This is a genomic window from Sorangium sp. So ce145 (genome assembly GCF_051525985.1).
Taxonomy (GTDB): domain Bacteria; phylum Myxococcota_A; class Polyangia; order Polyangiales; family Polyangiaceae; genus Sorangium; species Sorangium cellulosum_B.
The window spans coordinates 4,996,143-5,011,764 of record NZ_CP150315.1 but is presented as its reverse complement, the minus strand read 5'-3'; the positions used below and the strand labels follow the sequence as shown (position 1 = coordinate 5,011,764).

The window sequence follows — 15,622 nt, the reverse complement described above, 5'->3', positions numbered from 1 at the left end:
GTGAGTCCTCGCGCCGCAATCTACCAGAGCACAGCGCGCCCGGCCGGAGAGTCTGTTCGCGCCAGGGCGCCCTCCGGCCGAGCCTCCGGCGACGATCGCGCGGTCCCCCTTTCCCTTCGCGCTTCTGTCTGGCAGTGTGCGCGCCCTCCGCTGGAGACACCTGTATGGCGAGACCCCCGAAAGCAGCACCTGCTCCCGTTCTCCCGTCCTCGCCGGCCGCCGCGCTCGCTGCGTACGGCCGCGTTGAGCCGAAGCTCCTCGAGCTCGGCCCCGACGATCTCGTGACCGTCTACGTCGAGGTCCCCAGGGCCGTGAGCTCCGTGCTCTCCGCCCTGCCCCACCTGCGCGAGCTCCGCGACGAGATCGTCCGGGATCTCCCGAACCATCCGATCGCGATGCTGGACGAGCTCGAGGACTTCGCCCTCGCGGCCTGGTACGCCGATCTTCTCTACAGCACGCCCGCGAGCGAGCTCGACGCGAAGAAGCTCACCGAAGACGCCGGCACGCTGCGCGAGGGGCTCCTCGTCGCCGCCGAGGCGCTCGGTCACAGGAACCTCCTCGACAAGCAGCGCGTCGCCGACATCCGCAAGGGCAAGGGGCACGCGGATCTCGCGAGCGATCTCATCGCCCTGGCCGAGCTCTTCCGCGGCTCCTGGGACAAGGTCCGCGCCAAGACGGCGGTCGAGGACGAGGAGCTCGAGCGCGCCGCGGATCTCGGCGTGCGCCTCCTCGCCGCGCTCGCCGCGAAGCCCGGCAAGGGCTCGTCCGCGGCGCCGAAGATCACCGACGCCGGCGATCGCCGCGCCCGCGCGATCTCGCTGGTCGCGAAGGCGTACGAGGAGTGCCGCCGCGCCGTCGCGTACCTGCGCTGGCACGAGGGCGGCGACGGCGACCTCGCCCCGTCGCTGCTGCAGAAGCCGCGCGGCCGGCGCCCGAACGCCGAGAAGGCCGCGGCGGCCGCGAGCAGCGCCTCGTCCGAGGCGCCGGCCAAGGCGCCCGACGAGGAGGCGTCCGCGGCAGAGGGCGGCGAGCTCTCGTCCCCCGAGCCGGCGAACGACGCCGCGCCGGTCGCGGGCGCCTGATCACCCGCGCCTCGCGGGCTTGAAGCGAGCGCGCGGGCGAGCGCGAAGCAGACGAAGCAGAGACGATGCGCGGGCAGCGCGGAGGCTCCTCTGGGCCTCCGGCTGCTCCGCACCCTCCCCTGCCTCGACGCGCCTCGCCGACCTCGATCTGCCGGCCTCGAGCCCAGGCTCCGGCTAGCGGCTCCGGCTCGACTCCTCGATGAGCTCGACCTTGTAGCCGTCCGGATCCTCGACGAACGCGATCACGGTCTTGCCGTGCTTCATCGGGCCCGGCTCGCGCGTGATCTTCCCGCCCGCCGCCCGGATGCGGTCGCAGGCCGCGCGGATGTCGTCGACCCCGAGCGCGATGTGCCCGTACGCCGTGCCGAGCTCGTACTTGTCCACGCCCCAGTTGTGGGTGAGCTCGAGCTCGGCGTGCTCGGGGTTCTTCCCGTAGCCGAGGAAGCAGAGCGTGAACTTGCCCTCCGGGTAGTCCTGCCGCGACAGGAGCTGCATCCCGAGCACGTCCCTGTAGAAGCCGATCGAGCGCTCGAGATCGCCGACCCGAAGCATCGTGTGCAAGATCCTCATGCCGATTCCCGTCTCCTTCTCCGGCCCTGGCGCCGCGCGGCGCTCAGCCGTAACGCACCGAAATGAGCTCCATCTCCGCCTCGCCCGCCGGGCGGCGGACCGTGATCACGTCCCCCGCGCGCTTGCCGAGGAGCGACCGGCCGACCGGAGAGCGCCAGCTGATGCGCCCTGCGGCGCTGTCGATCTCGTCCTCGCCCACGATCTGGTACGTGCGTCGCGCGCCGTCCTCGTCCTCGATCTCGACCGTCGCGCCGAAGAAGACCTTGTCGCCGCGCTGCTCGGACGGATCGACCACGACGGCCTTCTCCAGCCGCTTGGTCAGGTAGTGCATCCGCCGGTCGATCTCGCGCAGCTTCTTCTTGCCGTAGATGTACTCGGCGTTCTCGGAGCGATCGCCCTGCGCCGCCGCGTCGGCGACCTCCTGGACGACGCGAGGCCGCTCCACGGAGCGGAGCCGAGCGAGCTCTTCGGACAGCCTCCTGGCCCCGCTGGGCGTGATGTAAGCCGGGTCGGACATGGTCGATCGCGAGCGAGCCTACGCCGCGCCGCGCGCCAGTTCAACGCCGTGGATCCCGGCGCGGGAGCCCCGCCGAGGGCCCGCCTCGGATGCCCCGATCTTCATGGATCTCCACGAGATTCTTCACATGTTGCGGACGGCTGTTGACGCGCCGCGGCGACATGCTAGGCGAATGCAGAACTGTGCCGCAGCTGCGCGGAAGACCGGGAAGGGAACCGGCTGCCAGCGCCTCCCTGCCGCGGCAACGAGGAGGTCTCCCATGTCGAACGCTCAAACCCACCAGAACCGCTACAAGGCCGACCTCCGCGAGATCCGCTTCCTCCTCTTCGAGCAATTCCGCCTGGACGAGCTGCTCGGCAGCGCGCCCTACGACGCGTGGGGGCGCGACGAGGTCGGGATGGTCGTCGACGAGGCGTACAAGTTCGCGTGCGATGTCTTCGGCCCGCTCAACGCGGTCGGCGATCGGGTCGGCTGTCGCATCGAGGGGGGGCAGGTCAAGACCCCTCCGGGGTTCAAGGAGGCGTGGGACAAGCTGTATGAGGCCGGGTGGAAGTCGGTCTCGGTCTCGCCCACCTACGACGGCCAGGGCGGTCCCTTCACGCTCTACACGGTGGTGGAGGAGTTCCTCTGCGGCGCGAACGCGGCGCTCAACATGTACCCCGGGCTGACGTACGGCGCGGCCGAGGTGATCGAGCACTTCGGGACGCCGAGGCAGCGCGACCTCTTCTTGAAGCGGATGTACGGCGGGCAGTGGAGCGGGACGATGTGCCTGACCGAGCCCCAGGCCGGGTCGGACGTCGGCTCGTCGCGGACGAGCGCGGTGAAGCAGAAGGACGGCAAGTACCTCATTCGCGGCACGAAGATCTTCATCTCCGGCGGCGATCAGGACCTCACCGAGAACGTCGTGCACCTCGTGCTCGCCCGCGTCGAGGGCGCGCCCCCGGGCACGAAGGGGCTCAGCCTCTTCGTCGTGCCCAAGATCCGGGTGAACGACGACGGCTCGCTCGGCGGGCCGAACGACGTCGTCGTCGGCAACATCGAGCACAAGATGGGCATCAACGGGTCGTCGACGTGCGTGCTCAACTTCGGCGAGAGCGACGCCTGCCTCGGGGAGCTCGTCGGCACCGTCGAGCACCAGGGCATGCCGCAGATGTTCCGGATGATGAACGGCGCGCGCATCTCCGTGGGCCTGCAGGGCGTGTCGGTCGCCTCCTCGGCGTACCTGAACGCGCTCGAGTACGCGAAGGATCGCAAGCAGGGCTCGTCGATCCTCCAGTGGAAGGACGCGACGGCGCCGCGCGTGCCGGTCATCGATCACCCGGACGTGCGGCGGATGCTGCTCGACATGAAGAGCCGCGTGGAGGGCATCCGCGCGCTCATCATCAAGCTCGCGCGCCACCAGGACGCGGTCGCCGTCTACCAGGGCAAGGACGACCGCGCGGCCGCCTACAACCAGGGCCAGGTCGACCTGCTCGTGCCGCTCGTGAAGGCCTACTCGTCCGATCAGGCGTTCCGCGTCTGCGAGACGGCGATCCAGACCTTCGGCGGCGCCGGGTACACGAAGGATTACCCCGTCGAGCAGTACTGCCGCGACGCGAAGGTCTTCTCGATCTACGAGGGCACGAACCACATCCAGGCGATGGACCTCGTCGGGCGGAAGCTCGGCCAGGGCGGCGGGGTCAACCTGCAGGCCTTCCTGAACGACGTGGCCGAGTTCGTGAAGGCCAACGAGAAGCACCCCGTCCTCGCCGCGAGCATCAAGGAGCTCCGCGAGGCGCACGAGGCCGTCGCCGGCACCGCGATGCGGCTGCTCTCGTGGTTCCAGCTGGGCAAGATGCCGATGGTGCCGCTCGCGGCGAACCGCTTCCTCGAGATGATGAGCGAGCTCGCGATCGGCTGGCTCCTGCTCGACGGCGCGGTCATCGCGCTCAAGGCGATGGAGGGCCTCCCGGCCGGCGACGCCGGCGCGAAGGACCGCGCCTTCTACGAGGGCAAGAAGCACGCGGCCCTCTACTTCGCGGCCAACGTGCTGCCGCACGCGAAGTTCTCGGCCGAGATCCTCGGGCGCGAGGACTCGTCCGCGCTCGACATCCCGGCCGACGCGTTCGCGACGGTCTGACCTCCCTCCCCGCGCCGCCCCGCCTCCGGGCGGGGGCGGGGCGCGGGCTCACACGGGGACGGTGAGCCGCTCCGCCAGGTCCCGGACGGGCACGGGCATCGTCGGGTCGCGCGAGACGGCCATGATCTCGGCGCGGAGCGCGCGGACCTCCGTCAACCGGAGCCACGAGAGCGCGAGCCGCGTCATGCTCGGCAAGCCTCTCGCGAGCACTGTGCGGACGACGTCGGCCGCGGGGAACGAGAAGGCCACCTCCTCGGGGGGCAGGCCCGCGGCCTTCGCCGCCGCCTCGATGCTCGCGTCGAAGTCGTCCCGCTTCGTCTCCAGCACCTCGAAGAAGGCCCGCCCGCGCTCCGGCGCGATGGCCTGAGCCACCCCGCCGCCTTCGGGCGCGAAGACCCAGGCGCCCGAGCCGTCCAGCCCGACCCGGGCGCCGGACTCCAGCGTGACGAGCGGCAGGAAGCGACCGCCTTCGAGCGGCTCGCCGCCGCCGGCCTCGATCAGCTCGCGCACGAGATCCCTCAGGTTCGCGCTCATGCGCCGATGTTCGCACGGAATACCCGGCGATGGGCAACTGCGGGCAACTGCGGGCAACTGCGGGCAACTGCGGGCAACTGAGCCGACGCGCCGCGCGCCGGCGGCCGCGCGCTCACGCACGCCGTGGCCCTCGTCGCCTCCCCGCCCGGGTGACCCCTCCCCCACCCGGGCGACGCGCGCGCCCGCGCCCGTCAACGAGCGCGCGCGTGACGGGGCAGGCGTGGCGATCGCGCCGGTCGGCACGCGCAGGTCGCTTTGCTTGGAAAACGCGCAGGGCTGACCGGAATAGGAATAGTATGAGGATTCGATTCAAGGTTGATGCATGGGTAGTGGGGTTCATTCCGGTCGCGATGGCGTTGAGCGGCTGCTTCGAGCAGCCGGATAATATCGTCGGGATCAGGGACCTCGAAGACGAGCTGTCCGACGAGACCTGCACTCCGAGCAAGCACGAGACGGTCCCCTCGAAGTGCGGGGTGTGGGTCTCGAGCACCCTGGGGGACGACGGCAACGCGGGGATCCAGAGGGCGCCCGTGAGGACGATCTCGGAGGCGCTCGAGCTCTCCCCGGACAAGGGAAGGCGCATCTATGTCTGCGCCCAGACGTTCGATGAGGCGGTGATCGTGCCGGGGGGACACAGGCTCTTCGGCGGGCTCGACTGCGACGACGGTTGGCGCTGGATAGGCGACAAGAAGAAGACCACGCTCACCGCTCCCGAAGGCGAGACGCCGCTCTCGTTCGACAACGGCGAAGGCGCGGCGGTGATCGAGGATCTCCACGTGATCGCGCGCTCCATCCCGGTGACCCACACCGAGCTGGCAGGCAGATCGGCGATCGCCGCGAACAGCTCCGGGGTCCCTGTCCATTTCAGGCGGTGCATCCTCGAGGCGGGCGACGGGGCGCCGGGGGCGAGCGGCGGGGCGTTCGTGGACGGCGCTGCCGGGAAAGGGATGACCGGCAACTTCGGCAACGCCGCGTGCTCGGCCACGACGGTCGCCGGCGGGCTCCCCGTGAACAACACCTGCGGTACGCCCGACGATCGATCCGACGACTCGCGCGGCGGCACGGGAGGGACGGGTGGCCTGGAGTCCGGGGGGGATGGAAGCAGCGGGGTTCCGAGCGACGTGATGAACGGCGGCAAGGGCGAGACCAGCACCCAGCGCTGCACCGCGGGGCAGGAGGGCGCGGACGGGGTGGACGGGAGTCCGGGCGCCGGAGCGACGGGCTTCGGCGATCTCTTCCTGAACGGGTATACCGGCCCGCTCGCTGGCGACGGGACGCCGGGCAGGCGGGGCCAGGGCGGCGGAGGAGGCGGCGGCGCGAAGGGCGGCACCGGCGCGCAGATGTGTCCTTTCGAGGCCTCTGCTGCCGGCGCCGGCGGAGGCGCCGGGGGCTCGGGCGGGTGCGGGGGGCTCGGCGGCCGCGGCGGAGGCGCCGGCGGGGTGAGCATCGCCCTCTTCGTCGGGAGCGCGTCGATCGACTTGAACGACGTGGTCCTGAAGACCGGCCGCGGTGGCCATGGCGGCGATGGGGGTGAGGGCCAGCCGGGCGGCGAGGGCGGCGATTACGGGGCAGCCGGGACCCGAGGCGAGGCCACGGGGCTGAACGCCGCCTGCCCCGGCGGTCGCGGTGGCCGGGGCGGCCAGGGCGGCCGGGGCGGCGGCGGGCTCGGCGGCCACTCGATCGCCGTCGCGTACGCGGTCATCGAGCCCTCGCTCACGAACACGACCATCGAGCTGGGTGAGGCCGGGATCGGAGGGCGCGGGGCCAGCCGGACCCATGACGGAGCCGACGGCGTGGCGGCGGAGATCTACGATATCGAGCAGCGTTTCCGGCAGTAGCGCGGCGTGAGGTCCGCGCCGCGACGGCGCCCGGCGCTACGCCGGCGCCGCCGGCGCGGGCCAACTCCGATCCTCCTGCATGCAGCGGAGCTGCGTCACGCGCCGTCCCTCGGCGGTGGTCACAACGATCTCCCGGACGGGCGTGTCGCGCCGCGCGCGTCGGCTCAGCTTCTCGACCACAAGGAAGCCCTCGCGCGCGCCCGCGAGGCGGAGGAACTCGTCGAACAGCGCGATGTGCGCGCCGCGCGCGCCCTCGTCGGCCGTCGCGATGCGCCGCTGGGTGGTGACGCCGATCGCCAGCGCGCCGCCCCGGGCCCGCACGACCATCGCAGGATCGAGCCCACGCTGGCTCTCGTCAGGCACCGTCCAGATGTCCGCGACCCCCGCCTCGGTGAGGCGCCGCTTCATGTAGTAGAAGGAAGACTCGAGCGTGTTGTTCCGGTAAGGGATCGCCTTCGACTCGATCGGATCGACGTGATTCCGCCAGAACGCGATCAGCGCGCGCGCCCAGCGCCCGCCGTCGAGCCGGCGATCCTGGAACGGCCAGTCCTCCGCCATCGCCTGCGCGCACACGCCGCGCAGCGCCTGCTCGTCGATCCCGCGCGTCGCCAGGCAGGGCGCGCAGTGCATGTAGGCCGTTCCCCTATCGAGGAGCGCGCCGCACATCGAGCAGATGTCGTTGCCGTAGCCGGGGCCCATGTACCGGAGCCAGCCGGCGCTGAGCTCCTCGTGCGCCGCGCGGCGCTCCTCGTTCCGCTCGATCTCCCGCAGTCCGTCCCGGAGGGCCTTCGAGGCCGCGCGCCGCTCGTCATCTCGCTGCTTCATCCGCTGTCCTCCAGCGTGAGCCCGTCCGCGCCGGCTCGGGCAGTGTAACGCTCGAGCCTCCGCCACGCTTCGCAAGGGGGTGGGATCCGCCCGTGCGCGATGCTGCACACCAGCCCGGCGAGCGCGCCGCGCCCTGGGTTATTGACGCTGACTTTCATTTACGGCTACGGTTCCGGTCGACGACATGTCACGATTTGCCCTGTTTCTTGCGCTCCCGCTGGTCTTCAATGCGGGTTGCGGCTCGGAATCCGCTCCCGGCGATCCTCTGGCTGGCATCACGCTGATCGGCGATGACCTCACCGACATCCCGCTGCACGGCGCTTCTCCGGAGCAGGTAGCTCGGTTCAAGGACGGCGACGCGCTCTTCGATTTCGTCTTTCGCGAGCGCGATGGCCTCGGGCCGCTCTACATCCGCGCGGCGTGCGCCGGCTGTCACGACGGCGCCGCGCGCGGCCCGGGCGCGGTCCAGAAGATGGCGCTCGTCGAGGACGACGGCGTGACGCCGGCGGCGGATCAGGGGGGGCTCCCCTACGGACACACGTTGCGGCCCTACGCCGTCGGGGGGGCGACGACGGTCTCGCAGCCCGAGACCGAGGCGACGATCAAGGTCTCGAAGCGCCTCGGCCCGCCGGTGTTCGGGCGCGGCTACATGGAGGCGGTCGACGACGCCGAGATCGAGCGGGTCGCGGCCGAGCAGGCCGCGCGCGGCGACGCCATCCGCGGGCGCATCAACCGCGTGGTGTTCCACTCGAAGAAGAGCGGGGACGAGTCGTTCCACGCCTTCGTCGAGGGCGACGAGAACCTCATCGGCCGCTTCGGGTTCAAGGCGCGGGTCGCCACGCTCGACGACTTCACGGCCGACGCCTACCAGGGCGACATGGGCATCACCTCGCCGCTCCGGCCGGACGAGCTGCCGAACCCCGACGGGCTCACGGACGACGCCAAGCCGGGCGAAGACGTGGTCCTCGACACGGTGAACGCCGTCGCCGACTACATGCGCTTGCTCGAGATCCCGAGGCGCGCGCCCGCCGACGCGCGCGGCCAGGCGCTCTTCGCCGAGGCCGACTGCGCCGCCTGCCATGTCCCCTCGCTGAGGACGCGCGCCGACTACCCGATCGCGCAGCTCGCGGACATCGACGCTCCCGTCTACACGGATTTCCTCCTGCACGACCTCGGCCCAGATCTCGCCGACGGGCTGGCCGACGAGTCGGCCAGCTCCGTCGCCTGGCGGACGGCGCCGCTCATCGGCGTGCGCCACAGCACCTCGTACCTCCACGACGGCCGCGCCAGGACCATTGAGCAGGCCATCTTGCTCCACGACGGCCCCGGCTCGGAGGCCGCCGCTTCGGTCGCCGCGTTCCGCGCGCTCTCCTACGAGGATCGCGGGGCGCTCATCGACTTCGTGCGCTCGCTCTGATCGACGTCCACCGAGACGCACACGCACCAATCCACATCGCGCGCTCGCCCCACGCGAGCGGTGACAAGGAGCTCGAACATCATGCACATCCCCGCCCGCCTGCGGTCCGGTCTGGCCATCGCCGCCGCCGCCCTCTCGCTTCCTGCGTGCGGAAGCGACAACGAGACGCTGCTCACCGACGCGGAGTACGAGCAAAAGGCCGTGTCCGGCGTGAAGACCTTCATCGAGGGCAACCTCGACCAGTTCGCCGCCGCCACGGCCGCGCTCCAGGCGGCCGCGCCCGCGCCGGACGCCGACGGGTGGAGCGCGACGAGCGACAAGGAGGCCGTCGATGCCATGAAGGCCGAGTGGAAGAAGGCACGGCAAGCCTACGAGAGCATCGAAGGAGCCATCGCGGTCGTCTTTCCGGATCTCGACTACTCGACGGACGCCCGCTACGACGCGTTCATCGAGGTCGAGGCCGACGACGACCTCTTCGACGGTGAGGGGGTGACCGGCGTGCACGCCATCGAGCGCATCCTCTGGGCCGACGCGATCCCGGAGCCCGTCCTCGCCTTCGAGTCGGAGCTCGAAAACTACAGCGAGGCCGCCTTCCCTGCCACCGAGGCCGAGGCCGCGTCGTTCAAGGACGAGCTCTGCGCGCGCCTCGCGGCCGACGCGGCGAAGATGCAATCGGATTTTGACTCGCTCGCGCTCGACGCGCCGTCCGCCTACCGCGGGGTCATCGCCTCCATCGCCGAGCAGGTGGAGAAGACCAGCAAGGCGGCGACCGGAGAGGAGGAGTCCCGCTACGCCCAGTACACGCTCGCCGACATGCGCGCGAACGTCGCGGCCGGCGTGGCGACCTACAAGGCCTTCCAGCCGTGGATCCTGACCAAGGGCGCCGAAGGCGCGGAGGTCGACGAGGCGGTGCGCGACGGCTTCGAGCGGCTGTCGAGCGCGTACGAAGCGATCGAAGGCGACGCGCTGCCGCCGCTTCCGGAGGGGTGGAGCGAGGCGGAGCCGACCGACGAGCAGCTCGCGACGCCGTTCGGGAAGCTGTTCTCGCTCGTGGAGCACGAGAGCGACGACGCGACCCCGGGCACGCTCGCCAGCGACATGACGAGGTCCGCCGATCTGCTCCGGATCAAGACGCTCCCGTAGAGCGGGGCGCATCGAAGCAGCACCCCGCTCCGGCGCGGCGCGCTCGGCCGCGTCAGCCGCCGGCGTTCCACCGCACGAGCACGCACGTGACGTTGTCGGGGCCGCCGTGCTGGTTGGCGCGATCGATGAGGGACCGGGCCGTCGCGGCGAGGTCGCTCTCCTGCGCGAGCAGCTCGGCGATCTCCAGCTCGGGGACCGGGCCCGAGAGCCCGTCCGAGCAGATCAGCAGGAGATCTCCGGCCTCGGGCCGCTCGACGCGCGTGGCCACGTCGACCGTCTTCCCCATCCCGAGCGCGCGCGTCACGACGTTGCGGGCGAGCAGCGGATCCACATCGTCAGGCAGCTGCTCGCCGGTGTTCAGGTGCTCGTTCCAGAGCGAGTGATCCTCGGTGAGCCGCTCGAGCCGGCGCTTTCGGTAACGGTAGACCCGGCTGTCGCCGACGTGCGCGATGCACGCCGAGCTCCCGTCGACGTAGACGCCCGCGAACGTCGTCCCCATGCCGTAGCAGAGCGGGTCGCGCTGCCCGACCTCGAAGATGCGCTCGTTGGCGCGCCAGATGGACGAGACCAGGCGCAGCTCGAGGGGCGTCACCTCCTCGTCGTACCCCGTCGGCTGGGTGATCTCGCCCTCGCCGTCCTTGCAGAACGAGCGCACGATGTCGACCGCCATCCGCGACGCGACCTCCCCACCGGCGGCGCCGCCGATGCCGTCCGCGACGACGAAGAGGCCGAGATCCAGATCGACCGCGAAGCTGTCCTCGTTGTGCTCGCGCTGGTGGCCAACGTCGCTGTCACCGGCGGCTTCGATGTGGAGCGGGGGGTTCACAGAGCTTCCTCGTCAGCGGGACGCGTGTCGTGCCGGGAGCATCCAGCGGCGGGACGCCTCGCGCAAGTCAGGAAGGAGCTCAATTCGAGTGAAGAGCGCCGGCCTGCTCGGGCACGCGCGTCACGTGCGCAGCGTGGCGGTCGCCGGCGACTGGAGAGGCGGATGGGCGCCGTGCGGCTCGCTGCGCTGCCCGGCAGGGGGCGGGACGCTGGCCGCGAGGGCCTCGAAGCGGCCGTTCTTCCAGGTCACGAGGCCTCCCGAGAGGCGCGCGGCGCTGCCCGCCCCCGGCTCGGACCTCAGCCAGACCAGGGGGCGCGCGGCGAAGACCGGCTTGGTGCAGGCCACGTCCTCGAAGGCGGCGGACCACGAGCCGGTGTTGCCGAAGAACAGCCCGCCCTCCCAGGTGCCCTCGGGCGTGTGCGTGTGGCCGAAGACGACCGCTCTGGCCCGATGGGCGCGGGCGACGTGGCGCGCGGCGCGACTGACGCGCTGCCACGTCGCGTCGAGCGGGAGCTTCGGCACGAGGCGCTCATAGACGATGAGCGCCGCCGGCGCGACGAGCGCCCCCGGCGCGAGCCAGAGCGGCGCGAGCAGCAGCCACACGAGCGCCACCCCGACCGCGAGCAGCGCCAGCGCGGCCCGGTCGAGCCATAGCTCCCGCGCGACGAGCCCGAGCCGATCCTCGGCCGGGGGAGCGAACAGGCGGGCGTGACGGGCCACGGCGCGGAGCGGGGCGCCCGTCTCCTGCGCCGCGGCGGCGAGGCACTCGCGCAGGCGAGCGCGCCGCTCCGGCTCGCGCCGGCGCACGAGCTCGACGAGCGTGCGGAGCGCGCCGAGCGCCCACGCCCCCGCGAGCGAGCGGCTGGAGAACATGTAGTAACGCGCCCAGTGCGCGAGGTACCCGAACGCGGACAGCATGAACGAGGCGTCCACGTGCGGGTTGAAGTAGCCCATCCGCGACACGAGCAGCCGGCACACGAGCGAGCCCATGGTCGGCTGGATCTCGCCCGGTTTCCGCCCGAACGGGACCATCGGGTAGCGGTAGCTGCAATACGCGTCGTACTGGTTGCCGTGCTCCACGATGATGCCGTCGGGCGTCTTGTGGAACCACGCGCGAAACACGACGCGCGCGGCAAGCGCCGCGCGCGCGTGCGGGGCGCTGGCGAGCTGCGCGTCGCCCAGCGCGGCGAGCGCCGCATCGACGACGCGGGCCCGGACCAGGTCGCGCACCTCGGGCAACGTGAGCTGGACGTCGTGGTTGCCGGAGATGAACACGACGGTGTGCCCGTCCGCGACGACGCGACCGAGCGCCTCGATGAACACCGGGTGGTCCGCGAGGATCGCCTTCATCGCAGGGACCGCGTGCTCGGCGCTGCGGGGGAGATCGTGAAAGACGCTCTGCTGGTCGATCACGCGCGGCGCATCGAAGTCGAACACATCGCCGTTGAGCACGAGCGTGAGCTCGTCGCGCCCCGCGCCGCGCGCCGTGTCCTGCCTCATCTCGTCCCGGAGCGCGTCCAGCATCGCCGCGACCTCGCTGTCGGGGGAGTAAGGAGCCTGACGGTAGCGCATCCACAGGCCGTCACCCGGCTCGAGCTCGCAAAGATGGATATCTGAGATCGCCACCGTATGGAGCATTCGATAAGGTGACACACGCGCCCATCCACGGCCGTCAGGGAACGGTCACGGCCAGGGGTCGGGCTGCGGCGGAGGCGCATGCGGGCGGCGCAGCATGACGTGCCGCGGCGCCGCGATCGCCCTGGACTGCGAGGTATCGGCGTCTGCGCGTCTGGGCGGCTGTCGGGATTTGTAGTGTCTTGGGCGTTGTTTCGCTCGTGGTCGTGGCCGTCGGGCCGCGACGCCGGCGCTTGCTCGCTAGGGCTTTTCCTTGCGCTTGACGATCACGAACTGCACGCGGCGGTTCTTCTGGCGCCCTGTCTTGACGCGGTTGTCCCCGACCGGCTGCTCGAAGCCGTAGCCCTTGGCGACGAGCTTCTCCCTCGGAACCCCGGCGGCCACGAGCCACGAGAGGACCGCGTCCGCGCGCTGCTGCGACAGGCGGAGGTTGTATTCCTCGGTCCCGTTGTCGTCGGTGTGGCCTTGCACCTCGACGAGCTCGATGTCCGGGTTCTGCTGGATGGTGTCGCGCACCTCGTACAGGACCTCGTCGGAGATGGGATCGACCGTCTCGGCGCGCGTCTTGCCGTAGACGACGAACTGCACCGGCTTGGACGTCTTGATCTCGTCGGCGTTGACGCGAACGAACCTGGGGCAGCCGTTCTGTCGTGGATCGGGGTCGGAGGGCCCCCGCTCGTTCGGGCAGGCGTCCGCGGCGCCGCGCACGCCGTCTCCATCCGGATCGTCCGGGCAGCCGTTCTTCTTCGGGTCACGGTTCGCCGGCCCCTTGACCGTGGGGCAGGCGTCCGAGGCGTCGGCGATGCCGTCGCCGTCCGTGTCGCCAGGGCAGCCGATCTTCTTCGGGTCGTCGCTCGCCCCGCCGCGCACGCTGGGGCAGGCGTCGATGCCGTCGTGGAAGCCGTCGTCGTCCGAGTCCTCGGGGCAGCCGTTCTCCGTGGCGTCGGCGCTTCGGGCGCCCGGGGTGCTCGGGCACGCGTCGTCGATGTCGAGCACCGTGTCCCCGTCGCGATCCGCCGGAGGGCATCCGTCCTTCGCGCGATCGGGCGAAGGATCGCCCTTCACGTCGGGGCAGGCGTCGATGTCGTCGTTGATGCCGTCGTCGTCCCTGTCGCCCGCGACGGCGGCGGCCTGGGCGCGATCCGGGGCCGGCTTCGGGAGCGGCGTCCAGCCGACCATGCCGACGGCGCGGACCGGCGGTGTGCCGATGGCGTTCGTCAGGCCCGGGCCGACCGCGGCGCCGAACGTGAGGCCGTCGAGGACGCGCAGCTTGGCGCCGAAGAGCAGCTCGGCGTTGACGCCCGCCTCGTCGCGCTGCACCGGCGTACTGGAGAGCAGGAGCTCCTCGCCGAGCGGCGCCCCGCCGTACGCCTCGGCGCCGAGCTGGAGGAGATCGCCGGCGATCAGGAGCCCGGCGGCGCCGCCGAACGTGAGCAGCTGCGGCCGGTTGGGGCCGCCCCCGAGCTCGACGCCGCCGCTCGCGCTCCACAGGAATCCGAGCGACGAGCTCGCCGAGCCGACGCGCCCGCCGAGGCTCGCGTGGACGGCGCCGCGGGCCTCCGCGTCGCCGGTGTACTGCGCCGGCGAGCCGGTGGGCGCGAACAGGTAGCCGCCGATCCCGAGCTGGAACGGGCCCGCGTCCCTCCCGAGCACGCGGAGGCGCGCGCCGAAGCGGAGGTCGCCGAGCTCGGGCGCCGTCAGCTCGGTGAACTCGACGCCGGGGAAGCCCGGGTCGTCGCCCCCTTGCGCGACGGCGAGGGGGGCGTCGATCGAGAGCAGCAGGCGATCCCACAGCGCGAGCGAGGCGTCGAGGCGGAGGAACGCCTGCGAGGAGACGAGGTCGACCGGGGTCTCACCGCTGGTGTGGATGGGGCGGTGGGCGTAATCGAGCATCACGTAGGCGCGCGGCGCGAGGTGCCCCGGAGCGGCCGGAGAGGGCACGCCGAAGAAGGCGTCTCCAGCGGGCGCCGGCTCGAACCGGTCGAGGGAGAACCCGCCGGTGGACTGACCGCGCGAGGCGCCGGCGAGCGTCATGAGGACGGCCGTGGACGCGACCGCTGTGACGGAGGAAGGCCTCATCGGCTGGGCACGATAGCGGGGGCGCGTGGCGGGGGGCAACATCCGCATTTCTTCCCTGGCCGCGGCGATCCTCGGCGAGGTCAAGGAGGTGGCCTGCGACCCGCTCGCGCCGCGTTCGACGTGGCCACGATTCCGGCCACAGGACGACGGTGCGCCGAGGGCGCGCCGCGCCAGGGACGATCAGGCAATCAACGGCAATGGGACGGCCGAGCGCGGCGCGTCACGGACAGTCGCCGAAGGCGCTGTTGGGTACGACGCCGCGCGTGATATCCGCCGTGACGGTGGGGATGTCCTGTGTCCAGACGTGATCCGTGGGCGCCGCGTCGCAAGTCCCATTCTGTGAAAGGTCCACGTACCAGTGCATCTTGTACGCTTTGTCGCCGGGTATCTGCCCCGTCACGCTGAACGTGCCGTCGGCCTCGATCGCGTCCGACGCGCTCAGGGCCGGCGCGGCATCGCCGGCAGCGACGACGACCACGTAGACCATGTCACCAGCGGTGTAGGCGGGAACGTAACCGGTGCCGCGGAGGGTGAAATTGAAGCTCTCGCCCGACGTGCCGCCAGCGCCGCCGGAGCCGCCCGCCCCCGCGCCACCGGAGCCGCCCGCCCCCGCGCCGCCCTCGCCGCCCGTTCCCTCGCCGCCCGTTCCCGTCCCGCCGGCGCCGCCTGTTCCCGCACCACCGGAGCCGCCTGTTCCCGCGCCGCCTGAGCCGCCCGCGCCCTCGCCGCCAGCGCCGCCCGTCCCTGCGCTGCTCGTGCTGCCCTCACCCGTGGTGGTGGTGGTCGTCGTCGAGCTCGAGGTCGTCGCGTCCCCCGGGGCCTCGTCACCTCCGCATCCCGCGCCCGTACCGGCGATGGCGAGCGCGCCCATCGCCATCCACACCGCGATCCACCGAGATGCCTGCATGAGGGTCCTCCTTGAAGCTCCGTTATGGCGGGGCGCATCTCCGTGCGCCGCGGGCTCATCCGCGTCGTTCGGCTCGCTTCGGCGTACCTTCGTACGCCTCACTCGCCTGCCTGGCGGCTGAGCCCGTATC

At 71.6% G+C, this 15,622-nt stretch carries 13 protein-coding genes; 5 read left to right on the top strand and 8 right to left on the bottom strand.

From position 1 onward, the window contains the following. Nucleotides 1-164 precede the first annotated feature (164 nt). Complete coding sequence (locus WMF34_RS18505; protein ID WP_012236209.1) at nucleotides 165-1,082, top strand: hypothetical protein; 918 nt, start codon at nucleotides 165-167, stop codon at nucleotides 1,080-1,082. Nucleotides 1,083-1,256: 174 nt separating this feature from the next. Here the strand turns inward: WMF34_RS18505 and gloA are convergent, their stop codons facing one another. Further along, nucleotides 1,257-1,652, bottom strand: coding sequence for a lactoylglutathione lyase (gene gloA, locus WMF34_RS18500; protein WP_012236207.1), 396 nt, complete (start codon nucleotides 1,650-1,652; stop codon nucleotides 1,257-1,259). Between the two features lie 43 nt (nucleotides 1,653-1,695). Beyond that, the gene (gene greB, locus WMF34_RS18495; RefSeq protein WP_012236206.1) at nucleotides 1,696-2,169 is read right to left on the bottom strand and encodes a transcription elongation factor GreB; all 474 of its coding nucleotides are present in this window, start codon (nucleotides 2,167-2,169) and stop codon (nucleotides 1,696-1,698) included. Nucleotides 2,170-2,428: 259 nt separating this feature from the next. On the opposite strand from greB, the gene WMF34_RS18490 reads away from it, so the two are divergent. Beyond that, a complete protein-coding gene (locus WMF34_RS18490; RefSeq protein ID WP_012236205.1) occupies nucleotides 2,429-4,288 on the top strand; it encodes an acyl-CoA dehydrogenase in 1,860 nt (619 codons plus the stop codon). Nucleotides 4,289-4,336: 48 nt separating this feature from the next. Here the strand turns inward: WMF34_RS18490 and WMF34_RS18485 are convergent, their stop codons facing one another. After that, nucleotides 4,337-4,822 carry a hypothetical protein gene (locus WMF34_RS18485; RefSeq protein WP_012236204.1) on the bottom strand — a complete coding sequence of 162 codons (486 nt, stop codon included), beginning with the start codon at nucleotides 4,820-4,822 and terminating at the stop codon, nucleotides 4,337-4,339. 296 nt (nucleotides 4,823-5,118) lie between these two features. On the opposite strand from WMF34_RS18485, the gene WMF34_RS18480 reads away from it, so the two are divergent. Continuing rightward, complete coding sequence (locus WMF34_RS18480; RefSeq protein WP_437994070.1) at nucleotides 5,119-6,660, top strand: PGRS family protein; 1,542 nt, start codon at nucleotides 5,119-5,121, stop codon at nucleotides 6,658-6,660. Nucleotides 6,661-6,696: 36 nt separating this feature from the next. On the opposite strand, the gene WMF34_RS18475 is transcribed toward WMF34_RS18480, so the two are convergent. Beyond that, nucleotides 6,697-7,485 (bottom strand): hypothetical protein, encoded by a 789-nt coding sequence (locus WMF34_RS18475; protein ID WP_437994069.1) that lies wholly within the window; start codon nucleotides 7,483-7,485, stop codon nucleotides 6,697-6,699. A 184-nt stretch (nucleotides 7,486-7,669) separates the two neighbouring features. Here WMF34_RS18475 and WMF34_RS18470 point away from each other — a divergent pair, with 184 nt between their 5' ends. Together WMF34_RS18470 and WMF34_RS18465 are read left to right on the top strand one after the other, a co-directional pair. Beyond that, the gene (locus WMF34_RS18470) at nucleotides 7,670-8,902 is read left to right on the top strand and encodes a di-heme oxidoredictase family protein (RefSeq protein ID WP_012236201.1); all 1,233 of its coding nucleotides are present in this window, start codon (nucleotides 7,670-7,672) and stop codon (nucleotides 8,900-8,902) included. An 81-nt stretch (nucleotides 8,903-8,983) separates the two neighbouring features. Next, complete coding sequence (locus WMF34_RS18465) at nucleotides 8,984-10,045, top strand: EfeM/EfeO family lipoprotein (protein ID WP_012236200.1); 1,062 nt, start codon at nucleotides 8,984-8,986, stop codon at nucleotides 10,043-10,045. 52 nt (nucleotides 10,046-10,097) lie between these two features. Here WMF34_RS18465 and WMF34_RS18460 read toward each other — a convergent pair whose 3' ends face one another. The 4 genes from WMF34_RS18460 to WMF34_RS18445 all read right to left on the bottom strand — a co-directional run bounded on the left by WMF34_RS18460 (nucleotide 10,098) and on the right by WMF34_RS18445 (nucleotide 15,492). Then, a complete protein-coding gene (locus WMF34_RS18460) occupies nucleotides 10,098-10,871 on the bottom strand; it encodes a PP2C family protein-serine/threonine phosphatase (protein ID WP_012236199.1) in 774 nt (257 codons plus the stop codon). 120 nt (nucleotides 10,872-10,991) lie between these two features. Next, nucleotides 10,992-12,497 (bottom strand): hypothetical protein, encoded by a 1,506-nt coding sequence (locus WMF34_RS18455; protein WP_437994068.1) that lies wholly within the window; start codon nucleotides 12,495-12,497, stop codon nucleotides 10,992-10,994. A 249-nt stretch (nucleotides 12,498-12,746) separates the two neighbouring features. Then, nucleotides 12,747-14,585 (bottom strand): OmpA family protein, encoded by a 1,839-nt coding sequence (locus WMF34_RS18450; RefSeq protein WP_437994067.1) that lies wholly within the window; start codon nucleotides 14,583-14,585, stop codon nucleotides 12,747-12,749. Between the two features lie 220 nt (nucleotides 14,586-14,805). Next, the gene (locus tag WMF34_RS18445; protein WP_437994066.1) at nucleotides 14,806-15,492 is read right to left on the bottom strand and encodes a hypothetical protein; all 687 of its coding nucleotides are present in this window, start codon (nucleotides 15,490-15,492) and stop codon (nucleotides 14,806-14,808) included. Nucleotides 15,493-15,622 lie beyond the last annotated feature (130 nt).